Origin of the sequence: Natronobacterium texcoconense (assembly GCF_900104065.1) — an archaeon.
Lineage (GTDB): Archaea > Halobacteriota > Halobacteria > Halobacteriales > Natrialbaceae > Natronobacterium > Natronobacterium texcoconense.
This window is the reverse complement of sequence record NZ_FNLC01000004.1, coordinates 17,184-34,773: the sequence shown is the minus strand read 5'-3', so window position 1 is coordinate 34,773 and position 17,590 is coordinate 17,184. Positions and strand designations below refer to the sequence as shown.

Here is a 17,590-nt window from a genome sequence, read left to right as displayed (position 1 = left end):
GTTTAGCTGTCTTCGTCCTCTTCCATTAGGTCGATACCGATCGCGCGTTTGATCTGGTCGCGCAGTCCGCCGCCACCGGTTCCGCTGCCGATGGTGACGACGACCGGTTCGACGCTCGTCTCGACGTCCTGACGAACGCCCCGTGAGAGGTAGTCGAGGTCGTCGTCGTGCATGACGACGATACCGACGCCCTCGTCCGCGAGGACGTCCGTCACTGCGTCGTCCAGTTCGTCGTCTTTCTCGTCGTCCGGGACGTTCTCGAAGCGCCGGACTCCCGCGAGGCGGAAACCGGTAGTGAACTCCGGACTGCCGACGACTGCGATCTCCTGGCTCATAGGATCACCAGCTCCTCTTCGATTTCGCTTTCGTCGAGACCGACCTCACGGCCCCGTGCGATCGCGCGGATGTTCTCGACCTCGCGTTCTTTCGCGAGGATGTACGACAACACGGCCGACACCGACACCGGATAGATACTCGAGAGGGTATCCGCGTACTCGAGCAACGCAGCGTCTAGTGCGTGCTCGAACTGGATAAGGCTGTCAGCATCGCGCAGCCGATCCAGTGCTCCGGAGAGTCGGTCGCCGTAGCGTTTGTTCTCGGCGATGTGATCGACGAGTTCGTCGTAGTCCGCGACGAGTCGGTTCAGTTCCGACTCCTCGAACAGGACGCCACCCTCGATGTAGTAGGTCGCCGGATCGAGGTCGGCACCGCTGCGAGCGAGTCGCAGTGCGTTGCGGGCGTTCCGGAAGTCGATCTCGGCCTGCAGGAACTCGACGTACTTCGCTTCCGGCCCCTCCTGGGGGCGACCGAGGTCGTCGAGCAGGTGCTCGTAGAACTCGCGGTCGAGTGCGTTCTCGAGAGGGACGAGGACGCCGGTCTCCTCGAACTCCTCGTAGCCTTCACGGAGCGGCTCGTAGTAGGTCGTCCCGTCGAGGATCTCGATGGCGTCCTCGATCTCGTCGACCTCGAGCAGCCGGTCGATCGTCGCGTCGTCGAGTTCACCGGCCCGAATGAGGTCCGTCCGGATGTCCTCGGCGGGCGTGTCGGTGTAGATCCCGCGGATGATCGTCTTGAGGTTCCAGACGTCGAACTTTCGGAGGTAGCGACCGATGAGGTCCTCGATGCGGCCTTCGGACCAGTCGAGCAGGTCCTGGAAGTGCTTCGCGAGGTTGCGGTTCAGGGCGTATTCGATCAGGTCGACGCCCGAGAACCGCGTCCCGAGTTCGTTGATCTCGCGTTCGTACTCCGACTCTTCCATGAACCGCGCGATTCCGCTTGGCCCCATTCGGATCAGTTTGCGGTAATCTTCGTCCGCAAACAGCGACGCTCGTCGTGCTCGGACGCGAGCGTTGACGTACTCCGTGTTGGAGGCACCTAGACTCATTGGTCGAAGAGTCGATTACTGATCTCCTGGAGGTTGTCCTCCCAGACGTCCTCGAGCACCGAGTCGAACGTGTTGTTGACTCGAACGCGAGAGCCCTCGCTCTCGACGACGACGCCGCCGAGACAGTCGTACTCGCCGGCGTACTCGTAGTCGTCGTACTCGTCGAGGATCGACTCGATCAGCTCCTGGTCGTCCGCACGACCGTAGACGCTGACGTCGTCGCCATCCTCGAACTCCTCGCTTGCAGCCTCGAGGAGAGCGCGAGTGAGTTCCTCGCGGTCGTCTCCCTCGAGGGCAACGAGTTCGGATTCGGCCTGCTCGTGGACGTCCTCGAGGACGTCACGGCGGGCCTCCAGGCGTTTCTGTTTCGCCTCCAGCTTCGCGCTGGAGAGTCGCTGTTCGCGCAGCTGCTCGGTCTCGCGTTCGACCTCCTGCTCGGCCGACGACTCGATCTCTTCGGCGTCGGCCTCGGCTTCCGAGACGATCTCGTCGGCGCGAGCCTCGGCCTCGCTACGGATTTCCTCCGCACGCGCGTTGGCCTCTTCTCGAATGTCTTCTACGACTGTTTCCAAACTCATTGTGAGAGAAGGGGAGGGAGGTTATCCGACGATGAAGACGACGACCAGAGCCAGGATCACGAGCGTCTCTGGGAGGACGGTCATGATCAGGCCAGGAACGAACAGGTCGTCGTCCTCGGCGATCGCACCGATTGCGGCGGCACCGATACCTCGCTCGGCATACCCTGCGGCGAGCGCGGAGAGGCCGACAGCGATCGCTGCGGCACCCTCAGCGGTCAGGAAGGGCGATTCTTCGACACCATTCTGCAGTACTGCGTTGACGAGTTCGAGTTCACTCATTGTAGTTAATCCTCACTGTGGTTTCGATCGGTTCCGAACGGTTCGTAGTTCTTTCCACCGCCATCATAAAACTTCCCAAAGAACTCGACATACTCGAGTCGGATCCCCTGTAATCCGGCACTTGTGATACCAAGTAGCAAGACCAGGATGTGTCCAACGATGAACACGAGAATGCCGACGACGAACTCGGCCGGTCCCATGTGGAACAGGCCGGGGAACATCTCGGTCGAGCCTTCGGGAATGGCGTTCCATGGAGCGGCGAACGGTCGATACCCTTCGGGGGTCTGGTAGGCCCCGAACGTCAGCAGGTTGACGACGAACGCCATCCCACCCTTCGCGAGCAGGACGGCGGTCATCCGTGCGTAGGAGACGACGTGTGCGAACGGCATTGCGAACTCGGCGAGTTCGACGGGATCACCGACTGCCAGCAGCACGAAGCCAGCGATCACCATCAGCAGCGGGAACGTGACGTCGAAGCCAGCAAGCGCCCCGCCGACGGCGGGAATCGCTTCGGCCGCTGCCGGGACGGTGAAGACGTCCATCAGCGGGAAGCCGCTGAAGCCGAACGCGAACGGTTGGCCGTCGAACGCGTTGTAGATGAAGTCCGGCTTGACGTCTGCTGCCTGCGCCGAGAACACCCAGATCCAGATCCCGTTGAGCATCAGGAGCCACGAGCCACTGTGGGTGATCGCACCCCAGACACCGTGGCCGTGCTGAATGTTCTCGACGAAGTCGAGGATCCAGCCGATGTTCAGGTGGAGCACGCCCAGCGCGATTGCGATGATCAGCCAGGCGTTGACGAACTCAGCCGTCGCTGGCGTGAGACCCTTGTCTCCCATGGGCGCACCGGCGTCACCGAAGACGATGTAGCCCAGTTCGTGGAGTCCGAGGAATTCACCGAACAGGATCCCGAAGAATATCGTGAAAGCGCCACACCACATCGCGACGCCACCGAGACTCGTGATCCCGGGACTCTCGAAGCTCTGGTACATGTAGTACCCGACCAGCACGTACAGGAGTCCGTACCCGACGTCACTGATCATGAACCCGAAGAAGAACGGGAACGTCAGGAACAGAAGGATCGTCGGATCGAGTTCGTTGTACTTCGGCCGGTTGACTGCCTTGACCAGTGCCTCGAACGACTTGGCCCCTCTCGGATTGTTCTGGATCGTCGGCGGCTGGTCGTCCATCGTGACGACCGAGCCACCGTCCGTGACGGCCTTTTGCTGTTCCTGCTCGTCGGCGTCCGGACTCGGACCGTCTTCGTCGTCTTTCGCCGCCTGCGTACCCTGTGCAACGTCTTCGGTGTGCGTAGCACCGTGGCGGTCGTAACTCGCCTGCTCGAGCTCTTCGACCTCGACGCTGTCGCCGACGGCGTCCTCGAGTGCGGCAACGAGTCGGTCGTACTCGGCCGTCGGGATCCATCCTTCCGCGATGAACGCCCGATCGGTCGTCGCGAACTGGAGCGGAGCCTCCGCCTGCTGGACCTCGATGGTCAGTTTCTCTTCGATGCGAAGCAGGAACGCGCCGTCCTTTCGCTTGATCTCCGCGAGATCCGAGTCGATTCGCTCGATCTCCGCCTCGAGTTCGCGCTTTTGCTGTTCCAGCGCATCGACGTACTCGGACGGTGATTTCTCGGTGTCCGGAACCTCGTGGCGGGTGAATTCGACGCCGACCAGCGCGTCGGCGATCGGGTCGTCGTCCTCGTCGACGTCCTCGGCGGGTGCGGCCACGATAGCCACGACGTCGCCACCGGTGAACGTCTCGAACGTACGGATCTCCTCGGCCGCTTCGAGCGCGGCTTCGATCTGTCCCGTCGGCCCTTCGCCGACGCTGACGTCGACGGAGTCGTAGCCCGACAGCAGGTCCAGTTCGATCCCCAGTTCCGCGAAGGGCTCGAGACGGTCGATCCGTTCGTCGACCTGCCGGAGTTCCTCCTGAACCTCGCTGCGCTGGTCATCGAGGTCGTTGATCTGTGTGCGGATCTCCTCGAGACGCCCTTCCCAGTCGTCCGCGAGCCGGACGGAACCGGGGTCGGCCTCGTCCGCCGAGAGATCGAGCGTACTCTCGAGCGCACGGACCGTCACCAGCTTCTCGGAGGCGTCGTCGGCCCCTTCGATCGGGTTACCGTTGTCGAACCCCTCCCAGGAACCGTCGTAGTCCGAGAGGTGGACCAGGTTCAGTCCGTGGATCGTCTCGATGACCGTGGGCATGACGCCCTTGGAGCCGGTCACCGAGACCTTGCTCATCTTCTCAGGTCTGAGCATGGACGTCCTCCTGGAACAGGTCGACGACGTGGTCGGTCACTTCGTCGATCCGATCCCGAGCGCGACCCGCGAGTTCCTCGCGCTCGTCTTCGCCGTCCTCGAGAACGCGTTCACACTCCGCGTCGATTTCTTCGCGCGCCTCCTCGAGTCGGCGCTCTTTGAGTTCCTGTGCGTCCTGTTGTGCTTGCGTGCGAATCTCCTCGGCTCGTTCCCGGGCCTCGGCTATTCGCTCGTCGCGATCCTCCTCCGCTTCTGCGACGATCTCGTCGGCTTCTTGCTCCGCCGACTTGATTCGTTCGAGAACCTGTGGCCTCGGCATACTCTAAGCAAGCGAACGTTTGAAAGAGCGCGTATATGGTAGTTGCGAAAGCGTCTGGTCCGTCCCGTCGGTTCCGGAGCCAGTATACTCCGATTACTCGGCCCCGATTCCCCCGCCGAAAGCCAGCCTATCGGCTCCGTTCCCCCCTGCAACTGCCGATCGAATCCGTTACCGAGGACGAAGACCGGAACAGTAGACATATCCCGATCCGACCGAAACTTCCGTCCAATGGGAGTTCTCGAGAACAAGGCCCGGGCCCGGCTGTTCTACAAGTACCTCTCGAAGGTGTACGACCAGGTCAACCCCTTCATCTGGAACGAGGAGATGCGCGCCGAGGCCCTCGAGTTGCTCGACCTCGAGGAGGACATGACCGTCCTCGACGTCGGCTGTGGCACCGGCTTCGCGACCGAAGGACTGCTCGAACACATCGACGAAGTGTACGCGCTCGACCAGAGCGAACACCAGCTCGAGAAAGCCTACGGCAAGTTCGGCAAGCGCGCGCCACCGGTCCACTTCCACCGGGGCGACGCCGAACGGCTACCGTTCGCGACCGACACGTTCGACGTCGTCTGGTCCTCGGGATCGATCGAGTACTGGCCGAACCCGATTCTCGCGCTCCGGGAGTTCCGCCGCGTGCTGAAACCCGGCGGGCAGGTGCTGGTCGTCGGCCCGAACTACCCGGACAACTTCCTCGCCCAGCGACTCGCCGACTCGATAATGCTGTTTTACGACGAACACGAGGCGGACGAGATGTTCAAGACCGCCGGCTTCGAGGACGTGAAACACGCCTTCATGGGGCCGTCCTACGATCCCGACGTCGCGATCACGACGGTCGCTCGCGCACCCGAGTAGTTACGCCGTCGCCTCGAGTTCCGCGAGCGCGTGTCCGTCGACAGCGAGGACGACTGTAACGGTATCACCGGACTCGAGCAGCGGCTCGTTCGTGTCGGCGACGGTCAGCGTCGCCCGCTCACCGGTCCGCCAGTGCGGGTCGGATTCGGCGTTGAACGGTCCCGACGGCGCACCGTCGAACCCCTCCGTCCCGACGAACGGGAGCTGAGGCTGGTGCGACAGCTCAGTCCCGTCGATCGCGATCGTTAGCGTCAACTCGCGAACGTCGATCGAGTCGCCAGCCACGTGATCGAAGACGAGTACGGATCCGTCGCCGTCCACCTCGAGTTCGACTGCCGCGTTCGGGCCTGTCGACTCGAGTGACCACGAGGCAGCGCCGACGGCGACGACAGCAGCTAGACAGACCGTAATTACGATCAGGGCCAGCGCGCCGACCAGCGGGCTGACACCTCGATCGGCCTCACAGCACTCGGCAGCCGCCGACGGCATACTCACGCGTCGCTCTGCGTCGTGATGGTATATAAACAGAAGGCGAACGAACGCAGGTGTCGTAATCGACGGCGGTTATCCAGTCGACGAGACGGTCCCGTTGACAGTGTTAGTTGCCGTCTCCGCAGTGATCTCGAAGTCGCCCGTCGGCGGCACGAACCGGAGCGTACCGTCTTCCGGATCGGTTTCTCCCAGTTCGATCAGGTCCGTTTCTTCGTTCTCGAGATCCTCGATCGAAACGGTCGCCGGGACGGGGTCGCCGGTCTCTTCGTCGGTAACCGTCACTTCGACCGGGCCGTTCGCCGCCGTCTGGTTGACCGACATCTCGAGGCTCTCGTTCGCCCAGCTGTTTTGGTCGGTAACGGGCAGCGAACTGATCGAAAGTTCCTGTATCTCTCGGTAAACATCGCCTGTCCCGGCGTCGAGATATACTTCGAGGTTGCCCTGAGCGTGACTGTACTCGAGCCAGTAGAAACCGCGTGTATCACCGTGGAGTCGAGAAGGTGGCGTATCGTCCGCAGCCCACGGATACAGTTCGTTCGCACGGTCGATGTGTTCGAACCCGCTGAATTGGTCGGGTTCGGTCGTGTCACGGTTGTCGAACCGAGCGGTTTCGAGGAGGTACACGTCGCCTTCGATCGTCGCGAGACTGTATCCCTCCTCGGTCGTTTGAATTACGTACTCGTACTGCTGGTCGGCATCGGCCGTTTCGCTCGCGATATCGAGGCCAGTCCGTGGCTGGGTCTGGTACGCACTCAGCGCGTCCCGATCCGCCCGAAGTTCATCACTCGGGAGCGAGTAGCCAGGTATTCGTTCTGCACGTGATTCGAGCTGGTTGAGCGTCGTTTCTAGCTCGTCGGCCTCGTGGTAGTTTCGCAACAACGTCTGTGTTAGTTCAGCCGTCGTTTGTTCGTCGTTCGCATGAGCACGAACCGCCTCGCGCTCACGTTCCTCGAGGTCGTCGATCCGTTCCTGGATCCGCTCGTGTGCGGCTTCGACCATCGTAGCCTGTTCGGTCATGTTCGCCTGATCGAACTCCCGTTCCGAGAGCGCGAACACTTCGTGATCGATGCGGAGGGCATCGTCGCTGCTCGCGAGTGCGATACCGAGGTCGGAACCGTACTCTGCATACTCGGTTTCGGGGTCACCGGGGAGGGAGAGACGGTTCGTCGTGTTGACAGTGTTAACAGGGTCGGACTGCTGGGCGACGGTCGGCTGTACGCTCTCGTCGAACTGACTCCGGGCTTCGCTACCAGGATCCGCCGCGACGAGGGCAATCGCGGGCAGCGAACAGACGAGAAGCAACGCGAGGAAAACGGGGGTCACACCCTTCATCGGGCCACTGTATGCGCTCCTGATATAAAAGCCGGTCGCACCGGTCGGAAGGCCACTGCACGCTCTGATACATCGTCTGACGGCTGGAAAGCTCGTATTATCTGCTATAGAAAGTGTTTTTTCCCCCGGGAAACCACCCGTTGATACGCATGCGGTTATCCACCGCCATCACATTTGCCCTCACAGTCCTCCTCGCAACGTCTACTTTGGGGGCGGTGGCCGCTGTACCGTCGGCATCGGGTTTCACGTCCAACTCCAATCCCGACCCGGCGGCGACTCATCAGCCTTCCCTAGAGACCGACTCGGATCTCCAATCAGTTTCCGCTACTAGTGAGCCACGCGTACAGTCGGCCTCTCTCTCCTCGAACAGCACGTCACTCCCGCCTGCCGACCCCGCACAGGTAATACGAATTCAGGTGCAGGACGACGGTGACGCCCACTGGTCGATCGAGAGTCGATTCCTCCTGATCGGCGAAGAAGGTAACGAGACGTTCGACGAGTGGTCCGAAGCAGTCGTCTCCGGGCAGCGATCAGTCGGATACGACGCACAATCGTTCCAGACCGAACTCGAGGCTGCCGAAGAGACGACCGGCCGCGAGATGGCGATCGGCGACGCTGGCTGGGACGAGCCACGAACCGAACCGCTAGAACCGGAAACCGAAGCGGATCTCGCGGACGACATCGACGTCGAGAACGAGACGGTGCGAGTCGGCGTCGTTTCGTACTCGTTTACCTGGGAGAACTTCGCCACGGCCGACGAGGAACGAATCTACTTCGGTGACGCGTTCGACTCACCGGACGGAACGTGGTTTCCGAGCCTGACCTCGGATCAGCGGCTCGTGATCGAATCGCCGGACAACTACGCCCTCGAGACGCCGACACACCTCGTCTGGGACGGCCCACATCACTTCGAGGACGGCGAACTCGAGATCGTCTTCGTTCGCGGTGCAGCGCCACTAACGGGGGCCGACTGGTATCTCGCCAGCGCGCTCGCCGTCCTGACCATCGGTATCATCGTATACGTCATCTACCGGCTGTATCACGCCTACTTCGACGACGACAGCGGTCCCGACAACCCACCTGTCGCCGCTGCCGAGGCCGGCGACTCGAGTTCCAGCCAACCCGCAAACGAGCCGTCCACCGGTTCGGGCGTCGAGTTGCAACACGAAGCGGAACCCGAGGACGACATCGATCCGGAACTGTTGAGCGACGAAGAACGCGTCCGTCGACTGCTCAAGCAAAACGGCGGTCGGATGAAGCAGGCCTCGATCGTTACGGAGACCGGCTGGTCGAACGCGAAGGTCTCGCAATTGCTCTCGAAGATGGACGAGAACGGCGAGATCGAAAAGCTCCGAATCGGTCGGGAGAACCTCATTACGCTGCCGGACGTGGACCCCGTGGAGATGGATTGACTCCCAACTGCTTCTCGTACCACCCGATCACCCACACCCCGTCAGAGGGCTCAAACGGCCTTCGACGAGTTAAACGAGTGCTCGAACGGCGTCTCGAGAAACGAATTTTTAGGCGAACGGCGTTCGCTCGACGACCTGCCACGTGCACCTTTTTCTCGTCGGGATCGCTCACGTTGTTCGCGACCGCTCCTCGAAAAATCTGCACCAAAAAGCCGCTCGCTTCGCTCGCGGTCAGGCGAGTGGGGTTCGTTCCACAACCTGCCCGTCGTAACTCGGATACTGCTCGACGATTTCGCCATCCTCGAGGTCCCCCTCCTCGATCATCTCCTCTAAGAGCCACCAGGCGACCTCGACGTGATTCGACTTGACCGTGTAGAACTCCTCGGGAACGCCCAGTTCGACGAACCGTTCGGGATCCGCACGGGTCTTTCCGTAGACGAGAGTCCCATCGTCGGTGACGTCGTCGAACTCCCGACGGATGTTCCGGGCCATGCGCTTGAGGCGACGGCGGTGCTGGGCGGCGTCCTTGAAGACGGAGGTACAGAAGTAGACCTTCTCGTGGTCGCCCATCACCTCGAGGATCTCATCTCGGGAGCCCTCGACGGCACTCATGTGATCTTCCTTGAGTTCGAAGCCCTGTTCCTGCATCCGCCGGTAGTTCCCCTGGGACATCTCGAACTCGTTGACGTTACAGAACTCCGCAGCGCCTTCATCGAGGAACTCGAGGAACTCCTCCTCGGCGCGGATGCCGGGAATCTCGAAGGCCGGCGTCAAGCCTTCCTCGCGAGCGATGTAGAGGATGTCCTCCCACTCGGTGCCGTGGAGGTCACCCCACTGCTCGAGCGGCGGATGGAACCGGATCTCGTCGAGACCGGCTTCCGAGAGGCGGCGCATGTTCTCGCGGCCGCCCGTGATACCCGTGTAGAGGTGGGTGTGGTGGTCCTCGCCGAACTCGTCTTTCAGCAGTTCGAGGTAGTGGCAGGTCCGATCGAGTGCTTCCTGTGGCTCGCCGCCCGTAATCGAGGTCCCGAGCGCGTCCATCCGATGGGCTTGCTCGAGAACGTCCTCGTCGCTCTCGACCTGTCGTTCGTTGGCGTAGACGTCGGTGACGTTCTTGCGGTTTTCGCCGAGCGGACAGTAGAAGCAATCGCGCTGGTCGCAGTAGCCGTAGACGAAGAGCACCATCTTCCCGCCTTTCGCACACTGCTCGCAGCCCTTAGATATCATCAGTTGCCCACTCCTATCCGGTGGAGACGCAAAAGTCGTGCGTCTCGAGGTCGTCGGTGACCGGTCGAGACTGTTGTTCTGGAGGCGGCCAGAGAACCACACGAAGTCACACAACGAGCACTAGTCGGCAGACAACACGTCTTCGTTTGAAACGGAACTACTTTCTAGAACGAATTGAATTGTGAGGTGTTCACATGGTAGCAACAGACGAAATAGATCCGATTGTCGGGAAGAAAATTGGATTGCTCGGGGCAGTGGCACTCGTCGTCGGCAACGCCATCTCCGTGACGATGTTCTTGCTCCCAGCACATCTCATGGCCGACGGCGTCGGTCCGAGTATCGTTCCGGCAGTCGTCTTTGCCGCACTGCCGATGGTGTTTGGAGTCATCGTGATGATTCAACTCGGCGCTGCGCTGCCAGTCGCCGGGGGCGGATACGTCTATCCCTCGCGGTTGATCGGCCCGTTCTGGGGGTTCAGCGTCCCGTGGGTCGTCGTCCCCACGATCTGGTTCGGACTGGTGTACACCGCCCACGGGTTCGCCGAATACGCACGGTTTTTCGTCGACGTTCCGCTGGAACTGTTGATCGTAGCCGTGTTACTCGCGTTCGTCCTGTTGAACCTTCGAGGTATCTCGATCGTGACTACCGTCCAGTTCGCCCTCGTGTCCATCATCGTCGGTGGCATGCTGCTGTTCATCGTCCCCGGTGCTTTCCACGTTGATTTCGCGAACTACACGCCGGTGTTCCCCGAAGGGTACGGCCCGTTCGTCGTCGCGACGATCTCGCTTTTTATCGGGATGTACGGGTTCAACCTGGCGATCGACATCGGCGAGGAACTCGAGGATCCGGAACGGAACGTTCCGCGAGTGCTCGTCTACAGCATGGTCGTCGGTATGTCGCTCATGATCGGGATCGTCGTGATCGCCGTCGGCGTGATGCACTGGACGGAACTCGCCGGACTGGAAGCCGGCATCGCGATGGTCGCCCTCGAGTTCCTGCCGTGGTGGGCGAGTGGGTTCGTCGCACTGGCCGCAGTGGTCGGCGGACTCACGACGGTCAACACGCTCATCGTCACCTACTCCCGCGAGATCATGCGTGCAGCGCGTGACGACGTTTTCCCGGCGGCGCTGGCGAAGCTCCATCCCGAACACCAGAGCCCGAACCGAGCAGTGCTTCTGCTCGGCGTGCCACCGTTGGTTATCGTTCCGTTCACTCCCTCTCCGTCGCTTCTGGCTCCCGGTCTGGGGCTGGTCCTCCTGTATGCCTTCTTCCTGCTCTCGGTTGCCGCGTGGCGATTACCGGCGATGTTCCCTGACCGGTACCGGAACGCCCACGTCAAGCTTCCGCGGACCGCACTCATGCTGGTCGCGATCGGCGGCGGCGTCTCGACGGTCGTCTTCTGGCTCCTGTTGTCGTCACAGCTTCCGTGGATGGGACTGCTCATTCTCGGCTGGATCGCTCTCGGTTACCCCGTGTTCCGATATCGACTCACCCAGTTCGAACGGCGTGGGATCGATCTTCGCGAGCGACTCCGAACGCTCGACGACCACGAGCAGATTACTCACTCGCCGGACCCGGGCGAACAGCCGGACGCAGTGACGAGCGGCGAGTAATCGTCGCCGCTATTCGACTGCCGGCCCGAGGATCGTCGTCCCGAAAACAATTAAACTCGGCTAGCGTACGGCCGGACGATGCTGCTGGTCCTCTGTGTCGACCTCGACGACGACCTCGGTCGGAAGACCGGCTTCTCGACGCCCGTCGTCGGCCGCGAACCCGTCGAAGAGGCAGCCATCGCGCTCGCCACCGCGGACCCGGAAGACTCCGACGTGAACGTGATCTTCCAGGGGCTACACGTCTACGACGATCTCGACGAGCGCGACGAGAGCGTCGAGGTCGCGGTCGTCACCGGCAACGAGGAGAGCGACGTCGCAGCAAATCGCGAGGTCGGCGACGAGGTCGACACCGTCCTCGCGAGCCTCTCGACCGCAGAGGACGTCACCGCACTCGTTATCACCGACGGCGCACAGGACGAGTCGGTCATCCCGATCATCCGCTCGCGGGTCCCCATCGACGGCGTCCGCCGCGTCGTCGTCCGCCAGGCCCAGAACTTAGAGTCGATGTACTACACCTTCAAACAGGTGCTGAACGACCCCGAGACAAGGGGGACCGTCCTGATCCCGCTTGGCATCCTGCTTTTGATCTATCCGCTCGCGTTGATCGGCAGCGCCATGGAGTGGCCGGGGTTCGTCCTCGGGACGACCTCCGCGCTGCTTGGCCTGTATCTCATCTCGCGCGGACTGGGACTCGGCGAACGGATCGACAGCGCCGCAGCACAGGCCCGTCGGTCGCTGTACGCCGGGCGGACGACCCTGCTCGCGTACGTCGTCGCCGCGGCGCTTTTCGTCCTCGGGGGCGTCAGCGGGCTGAACGAACTCGAGGCGATCCAGGAGTCGGCGGCCGGCGACGTCGGCGTTCCCGTCATGCTGGCTGCGCTCGTTTACGGCTCGATCCAGTGGCTCGCCGCTGCGGGCGTCACCACCAGTCTCGGGCAGATTACCGACGAGTACATCGCTGGCTCGCTCGAGTGGCGCTACCTCAACGCGCCGGTGTACGTCGTCTCGATCGCACTGGTCTTGCACGGGGTCAGCGGGTTCTTACTCGATCGAGCGGACGTCGGCTATCTCGCCACGGCACTGACGGCAGGGACGCTGCTCGGGATTACGAGTACGCTCGCGTTCGCCGTCGCTGAGTCGCGGTTCTCGGACCGAGACGCCGATTCCGATGGCGATTCCGAAGAAGGGCCACGCGCGGCCGACAGAATCCGTTCCTGACCAGAATTACCGTTCCCGTTCGACGACGAACTCCGCGAGTTCTCGCAAGTAGTCGCTCGCTTCTCGGTCGACGACGTCGACGCGCTCGAATGCGTCGAGCGCTCGGTCGGCTTCGGCTCGAGCGCGAGCGTTTGCCTCTTCGGGTGAGAGGTCGGTCACCTGGACGACGGAGGGACGCTCTAGCTCGGCGTCGTGGCCGGTTGGCTTGCCGAGTTCGTCGGGATCCGCGACCGCGTCCAGGACGTCGTCCCGGATCTGGAAGGCGACGCCGACGCGTTCGGCGTACTCGCCGAGTGCCTCGACGGTGAGCGGGTCCGAGTCGGCGGCGATCGCACCGAGTTCGGCCGCGGCCCGGAAGAGTGAGCCGGTTTTTCGTCGAGCTAGCGTCATGTACTCGTCTTCGTTCGTGGGCTGGGAGGACAGTTCCGTCGCTTCGCCGATACCGAGTTCGACCATCGCCTCCGCGACGACCTGGGTGGCCTGTGGATCCGCGGAGAAGAGCGCGAACGCCTCGCCGAGCAGTCCGTCGCTCGTGACGATCGCCGGCCCGTGACCGAATTCAGACCAGGCACTCGTCGTTCCCCGACGGAGTTCCGAGCGGTCGATGATGTCGTCGACGACCAGCGAGGCGTTGTGGACGAGTTCGATCCCGACGCCGAATCCGACCGCGTCTTCGGCCTCCCCGCCGACCGTCTCACAGGCAAGCAGGGTGACCATCGGTCGAACGCGTTTCCCCCCGGAAAGCGTCACGTGGCGAACTTCCTCGTTGAGCGTCTCGGGCTCGACGCCGTCGACGACCTCGACGAGACGCTCCTCGATCAGCGCCCGACGGCGCTCCAGAAGTTCCATTACCCGCGCTTAGAAGAGGGTGAAAAAGTAGCTGACGGTTACCGATTACTCGTCGGTCCGTTCCGGACCCGACTCGAGGGACCGATCGGTCGATGAATCGTCCTCGAGTTCCGGCTCACCGCCGTCGTCGGTAGCCGTCGTTCGTTCGTCGAACCCGACTTCGACCGACTCTGCAGACCGAGACGTGCCGATAGCAGGGTCGTAGTCGACCTCGAACTGGTTCAGCGTCCCGGAGAGCTGTGATGCCTGCTCCGCGAGCGCGTTCGCGTTCCGGGAGACCTCCGTCAGCGCCGAGGTCTGTTCTTCGGCCGCGGCAGCGACGGTCTCGCTTTCGTCGCTCGTCTCCGCCGCGATCGTCGCGACTTCGTCTGCCATCGCGACGACTTCCTGGGTCGAGGCCGCCTGCTGCTGGCTGGCTGCCGAGATTTCCTGGACGCCGGTGTTCGTCTTCGTCGCGTAGTCGGCGATTTCGTCGAGTGCTTCGACGGCGTCCTCGACGGAGTCGGTGTGTTCCGAGACCCGATCGCTCGCTCCCTGTACTGCGTCGGCGGAGCGTTCGGTCTGGGTCTGGATCCGTTCGAGTCGCCGTTCGATGTCGTCGGCCGCGGTCTTCGTCTCCTCGGCGAGGCTCTTGACCTCGTCGGCGACAGCCGCGAACCCGTCGGACGACTCCCCGGACCGGGAGGCCTCGATGTTCGCGTTCAGCGCGAGCATGTTGGTCTGTTCGGCGACTTCGGTGATGAACTCGAGGAGTTCGTCGATCTGTTCGACCTCCTGCTGGAGCTGTTCGATCTCCTCGACGGCGGTCTCCGACTCGGTCTCGACCTCGCTCATCCCCTCGATCGCGTTCTGTGCGGCGTCGCGTCCGCGTTTGCCGGTGCGTGCAGTCCGTTCGGCGAGATCGGCGACCTCGCTCGAGGAGGCGGCGATCTGTTCGGTGGTCGTCGAGAGACCGTTCATCTCGTCGGTGACTGCCTGTATTTGGTCGTTCTGCCGGGTCGCGCCGTCGGAGATCTCCTGTACCGACTCGCTGACCCGGACGGAGGCCGAGCGAACCTCCTCGCTGGAGGCCGTCACCTCCTCGGAAGCCGTCGCGACCTCCGTCGCGAACGATTTGACGGTGACGACGGTCTCCTCGAGTTCATCGACCATCTCGTTGAACTCGGCCGCGATCTCGGCCATCGCTTCGCTCTCGCTTTCCGGATCCAGCCGTACAGTGAGGTTGCCGGCCGCACACTCCTGCATGACCTCGCTGTACTCGTCGGCTTTCCGCTCGAGGTGGCGGTTCATGGCCTCGGTTTCTTCACGGGCGCGTTCGGCCTCTTCCCGGGCGGATTTCGCCTCTTCGATCTGCGTCTGTAGTGACCGACGCATGCTCTCGAAGCCGTCGAACAGCCGGCCGATCTCGTCGATCCGGTTGCTTTCGACCGCCGTCTCGAGGTTGCCGTCTTCCATCTCGTCGACGCGGTCCCTGAGCCGGGCCAGCGGGACGACCGTCTGTCGGCCGAGGACCGTCCCGACAACGCCGAGCGTCAGGAGACTCACCACGACGATGCCGATGACCGTCGCCCCGACGTCGGCGGCGACACCGTAGGCTTCGTCCGTCGGGACCGTCGAGACGGCCACCCAGTCGGTGTCCGCGACGGGGACGTACGCTCGCACGAACTCCTCGTCCTCGGCGACGCTCATCCGACCGCCGAGTGCCGCCATCGTCGCCTCCTCGTCGAGGTCTGCAGCGGCGAGTTGGCCGTCTTCCGGCTGGAGGACGACGGTGTCGGTCCCGTCGACGATCGCGGTCGAGGAGCCGGCACCCGGCTGATCGAGCTGGTCGACGCGATACTCGAGGGTGCCGACGAGGACGACGAATCGGTCGTTCCGGTCCTCGATCCGGCTCGCGAACGCCATCACCTGATCGTCGAGCGATCCCGTCGACGACTCGTAGGCCTGTTCGGAGTGCCACACTGCATCGTCGAACGCGAGGTCGTCCACGATAGCGCCATCGCCCCACGGTTCGTCGACCTCCTCGAGAGAGACGCCACGGAGCTGGTCGTCCGTACTCGTGACGACCGTCTCCTCGTCGGCGTCGACGTAGTGGATCGCCCGAACGTCGACCGACATGCGTGCCTGTTCCTCGACGAGTTTGCCCTGTGCCTCCTGGGTGTCGTCGGCTGCCAGTTCGGAAGACGCCGACAGCGTCCGCGTCTGGACCTGCATCGTCTCGACCCAGTCACCGATGCCGTCGGCCTGTAGCTCGGCCGTCGACTCGAGTTGCTCGCTCGCGTCGGCTCGTACCGTTCCATCGATCGACGCGTATCCCGCAAAGCCCACGGCTGCGACGACTACCGTAACGACGAGGATCGACACGACGAACTTCGCGACGTACCGTTTCCGGATCGCCTTCGGAACCAGTCGTGCGAGTCGCGACATTAGACGCTCACCCGTTCGATTTCGCGGATGCCGCCGTCCGCCTCGTCGTCGTACTCCCAGTACTCGAACGTCGCTGCGACCGTGTCTCCGTTCTCGTCGAACTCGATCGGCCCCGAAACGCCCTCGTAGACGACCTGTTCGCCCTCGCCCGCGAGTTCGAGCCCTTCGGCGAGGTTCGCGGGGCTGACGGGCCGGCCGGGGCGGGTCGTCACGACGTCGATGGCGTTAGCGATCGCCTGCCCGTCGTTTTGCCCGGCGTAGGCGTTTGCCAGCAACAGGACGGCCGTCGCGTCGTAGGAGTGACCCGCGAACGTTCGGAGTTCGGGTTCGTGTCCGTGATCCTCGAGTATCTCGAGGTACTCCTCCGTGCCGGGACCGTCCGACAGCGGCACCGTTCCGCGAATCCCCTCGAGGGAGTGGTCGACCGCGTCGTGAAGACCGCCGTCGTGAAGGCCGTCGGTGACGAGGACGTCCTCCTCGCCGCCGGTTGCGGCGAAATCGTCGAAGAGTTGCGCGCCGCTCTCGGGGTAGCCGACGACGACCAGCAGCGTGGGGTCGTCCTCCCGTGCGCGCTCGAGTTCGTCGGCGTAGGAGTTACGCGCTTCCTCGAAGGGGACCTGTGTGGTCACCGCCCCGTCGTGGTCCGTCTCGAAGGCCTGAGTGAACGCCTGACTCAGTTGCCAGCCGTAGTCGTTGTTGACGTACAGCGTCGCTGCACGCTCGTGGTCCAGATCCGTGGCCGCTCGATCGGCGAGCACCCGCGCCTGCAACGTGTCCGAGACCGCCGTGCGGTAGACGAGTCCGATGTCGTTCAACGCCGTGATCGTCGGCGTGGTTGCGGATGGGGAGCAACTCGCGATTCGGTGTGGGATCAGTACCTGCTGGGTCGCCTGCAGCGTTGCCCCAGAGGAAGCGGGGCCCGTGACCATCGGGTACTCCGCGTCGACGAGTCGCGTCGCCGCGTCGATTCCCGCGCTCGGACTGGTCTCGGTGTCCTCGACTTGCACGTCGAACTCGAAGGAGACGTCGTCTTCGACCTGCTCGACCGGCAACACCGCACTGTCACGCATCGGAACACCCAGCGATTCCAGATCACCACTCGTCGGGAGCAACACCCCCAGTCGCAGCGTTCGGTCGGTACCACCGATTTCGCTCTCGGTCTCCGGACTCGCAACGCTCTCGAGACAGCCCGGGAGCGCCGCGAAACCCGAAAGACCGATTCCAGACAGCAGTTCACGCCGTCTCGATCGGTTAGACATACGTTCACAACGTAACCGATAACATATAACTATTGATCAAACGTATTTACTGTCTGGCATGTTTTAATTTGGGTTAGGTATA

At 62.9% G+C, this 17,590-nt stretch carries 16 protein-coding genes; 4 read left to right on the top strand and 12 right to left on the bottom strand.

The genetic code is table 11. The annotated features are described in order from the left end of the window. Positions 1-2: 2 nt before the first annotated feature. From BLR35_RS16215 to ahaH, 6 genes are read right to left on the bottom strand one after another with little or no spacing between them, the layout of a single operon-like run. Positions 3-335: a V-type ATP synthase subunit F gene (locus tag BLR35_RS16215; RefSeq protein ID WP_090384282.1), complete on the bottom strand. Its 333-nt coding sequence runs from the start codon at positions 333-335 to the stop codon at positions 3-5. After that, the gene (locus tag BLR35_RS16210; RefSeq protein ID WP_090384280.1) at positions 332-1,384 is read right to left on the bottom strand and encodes a V-type ATP synthase subunit C; all 1,053 of its coding nucleotides are present in this window, start codon (positions 1,382-1,384) and stop codon (positions 332-334) included. Before BLR35_RS16210 ends, BLR35_RS16215 begins: the two co-directional genes overlap by 4 nt. Further along, on the bottom strand, positions 1,381-1,962 hold the full coding sequence (locus tag BLR35_RS16205) for a V-type ATP synthase subunit E (RefSeq protein WP_090384277.1): 582 nt from the start codon (positions 1,960-1,962) through the stop codon (positions 1,381-1,383). Before BLR35_RS16205 ends, BLR35_RS16210 begins: the two co-directional genes overlap by 4 nt. A 21-nt stretch (positions 1,963-1,983) precedes the next feature. Then, positions 1,984-2,241, bottom strand: coding sequence for a hypothetical protein (locus BLR35_RS16200; protein WP_090384275.1), 258 nt, complete (start codon positions 2,239-2,241; stop codon positions 1,984-1,986). 5 nt (positions 2,242-2,246) lie between these two features. Beyond that, positions 2,247-4,508 (bottom strand): V-type ATP synthase subunit I, encoded by a 2,262-nt coding sequence (locus BLR35_RS16195; protein WP_090384273.1) that lies wholly within the window; start codon positions 4,506-4,508, stop codon positions 2,247-2,249. Then, the gene (ahaH, locus tag BLR35_RS16190) at positions 4,495-4,827 is read right to left on the bottom strand and encodes an ATP synthase archaeal subunit H (RefSeq protein ID WP_090384270.1); all 333 of its coding nucleotides are present in this window, start codon (positions 4,825-4,827) and stop codon (positions 4,495-4,497) included. The genes BLR35_RS16195 and ahaH overlap by 14 nt, the downstream gene beginning before the upstream one ends. A 228-nt stretch (positions 4,828-5,055) precedes the next feature. On the opposite strand from ahaH, the gene BLR35_RS16185 reads away from it, so the two are divergent. Further along, a complete protein-coding gene (locus tag BLR35_RS16185; RefSeq protein ID WP_090384267.1) occupies positions 5,056-5,679 on the top strand; it encodes a methyltransferase domain-containing protein in 624 nt (207 codons plus the stop codon). Here BLR35_RS16185 and BLR35_RS16180 read toward each other — a convergent pair whose 3' ends face one another. Together BLR35_RS16180 and BLR35_RS16175 are read right to left on the bottom strand one after the other, a co-directional pair. After that, the gene (locus BLR35_RS16180; RefSeq protein WP_090384265.1) at positions 5,680-6,168 is read right to left on the bottom strand and encodes a type IV pilin domain-containing protein; all 489 of its coding nucleotides are present in this window, start codon (positions 6,166-6,168) and stop codon (positions 5,680-5,682) included. Positions 6,169-6,243: 75 nt separating this feature from the next. Further along, positions 6,244-7,503, bottom strand: a complete 1,260-nt coding sequence (locus BLR35_RS16175; protein WP_090384262.1) for a DUF7096 domain-containing protein — start codon at positions 7,501-7,503, stop codon at positions 6,244-6,246. A 149-nt stretch (positions 7,504-7,652) separates the two neighbouring features. Here BLR35_RS16175 and BLR35_RS16170 point away from each other — a divergent pair, with 149 nt between their 5' ends. Further along, the gene (locus tag BLR35_RS16170) at positions 7,653-8,915 is read left to right on the top strand and encodes a helix-turn-helix transcriptional regulator (RefSeq protein WP_170831061.1); all 1,263 of its coding nucleotides are present in this window, start codon (positions 7,653-7,655) and stop codon (positions 8,913-8,915) included. 231 nt (positions 8,916-9,146) lie between these two features. Here BLR35_RS16170 and BLR35_RS16165 read toward each other — a convergent pair whose 3' ends face one another. Further along, positions 9,147-10,142, bottom strand: coding sequence for a radical SAM protein (locus tag BLR35_RS16165; RefSeq protein WP_090384257.1), 996 nt, complete (start codon positions 10,140-10,142; stop codon positions 9,147-9,149). A gap of 194 nt (positions 10,143-10,336) precedes the next feature. On the opposite strand from BLR35_RS16165, the gene BLR35_RS16160 reads away from it, so the two are divergent. Both BLR35_RS16160 and BLR35_RS16155 read left to right on the top strand, forming a co-directional pair. Continuing rightward, positions 10,337-11,755 carry an APC family permease gene (locus tag BLR35_RS16160; protein ID WP_090384255.1) on the top strand — a complete coding sequence of 473 codons (1,419 nt, stop codon included), beginning with the start codon at positions 10,337-10,339 and terminating at the stop codon, positions 11,753-11,755. 78 nt (positions 11,756-11,833) lie between these two features. Continuing rightward, on the top strand, positions 11,834-12,973 hold the full coding sequence (locus BLR35_RS16155; protein WP_090384252.1) for a DUF373 family protein: 1,140 nt from the start codon (positions 11,834-11,836) through the stop codon (positions 12,971-12,973). 6 nt (positions 12,974-12,979) lie between these two features. Here BLR35_RS16155 and BLR35_RS16150 read toward each other — a convergent pair whose 3' ends face one another. Genes BLR35_RS16150 through BLR35_RS16140 form a run of 3 tightly spaced genes read right to left on the bottom strand, consistent with a single transcriptional unit; the run spans position 12,980 to position 17,508 of the window. Then, entirely contained in the window at positions 12,980-13,822 is an 843-nt protein-coding gene (locus BLR35_RS16150) for a polyprenyl synthetase family protein (protein WP_090384250.1), read from the bottom strand. Positions 13,823-13,867: 45 nt separating this feature from the next. Further along, a complete protein-coding gene (locus BLR35_RS16145) occupies positions 13,868-16,249 on the bottom strand; it encodes a methyl-accepting chemotaxis protein (RefSeq protein WP_090384247.1) in 2,382 nt (793 codons plus the stop codon). Continuing rightward, entirely contained in the window at positions 16,249-17,508 is a 1,260-nt protein-coding gene (locus BLR35_RS16140) for an ABC transporter substrate-binding protein (RefSeq protein WP_090384245.1), read from the bottom strand. The genes BLR35_RS16145 and BLR35_RS16140 overlap by 1 nt, the downstream gene beginning before the upstream one ends. Positions 17,509-17,590 lie beyond the last annotated feature (82 nt).

Bases quoted from the DNA above. Each gene is read 5' to 3' on its own strand.
- BLR35_RS16215 (WP_090384282.1), bottom strand. From the start codon at position 335: ATGAGCCAGGAGATCGCAGTCGTCGGCAGTCCGGAGTTCACTACCGGT.
- BLR35_RS16210 (WP_090384280.1), bottom strand. From the start codon at position 1,384: ATGAGTCTAGGTGCCTCCAACACGGAGTACGTCAACGCTCGCGTCCGA.
- BLR35_RS16205 (WP_090384277.1), bottom strand. From the start codon at position 1,962: ATGAGTTTGGAAACAGTCGTAGAAGACATTCGAGAAGAGGCCAACGCG.
- BLR35_RS16200 (WP_090384275.1), bottom strand. From the start codon at position 2,241: ATGAGTGAACTCGAACTCGTCAACGCAGTACTGCAGAATGGTGTCGAA.
- BLR35_RS16195 (WP_090384273.1), bottom strand. From the start codon at position 4,508: ATGCTCAGACCTGAGAAGATGAGCAAGGTCTCGGTGACCGGCTCCAAG.
- ahaH (WP_090384270.1), bottom strand. From the start codon at position 4,827: ATGCCGAGGCCACAGGTTCTCGAACGAATCAAGTCGGCGGAGCAAGAA.
- BLR35_RS16185 (WP_090384267.1), top strand. From the start codon at position 5,056: ATGGGAGTTCTCGAGAACAAGGCCCGGGCCCGGCTGTTCTACAAGTAC.
- BLR35_RS16180 (WP_090384265.1), bottom strand. From the start codon at position 6,168: ATGCCGTCGGCGGCTGCCGAGTGCTGTGAGGCCGATCGAGGTGTCAGC.
- BLR35_RS16175 (WP_090384262.1), bottom strand. From the start codon at position 7,503: ATGAAGGGTGTGACCCCCGTTTTCCTCGCGTTGCTTCTCGTCTGTTCG.
- BLR35_RS16170 (WP_170831061.1), top strand. From the start codon at position 7,653: ATGCGGTTATCCACCGCCATCACATTTGCCCTCACAGTCCTCCTCGCA.
- BLR35_RS16165 (WP_090384257.1), bottom strand. From the start codon at position 10,142: ATGATATCTAAGGGCTGCGAGCAGTGTGCGAAAGGCGGGAAGATGGTG.
- BLR35_RS16160 (WP_090384255.1), top strand. From the start codon at position 10,337: ATGGTAGCAACAGACGAAATAGATCCGATTGTCGGGAAGAAAATTGGA.
- BLR35_RS16155 (WP_090384252.1), top strand. From the start codon at position 11,834: ATGCTGCTGGTCCTCTGTGTCGACCTCGACGACGACCTCGGTCGGAAG.
- BLR35_RS16150 (WP_090384250.1), bottom strand. From the start codon at position 13,822: ATGGAACTTCTGGAGCGCCGTCGGGCGCTGATCGAGGAGCGTCTCGTC.
- BLR35_RS16145 (WP_090384247.1), bottom strand. From the start codon at position 16,249: ATGTCGCGACTCGCACGACTGGTTCCGAAGGCGATCCGGAAACGGTAC.
- BLR35_RS16140 (WP_090384245.1), bottom strand. From the start codon at position 17,508: ATGTCTAACCGATCGAGACGGCGTGAACTGCTGTCTGGAATCGGTCTT.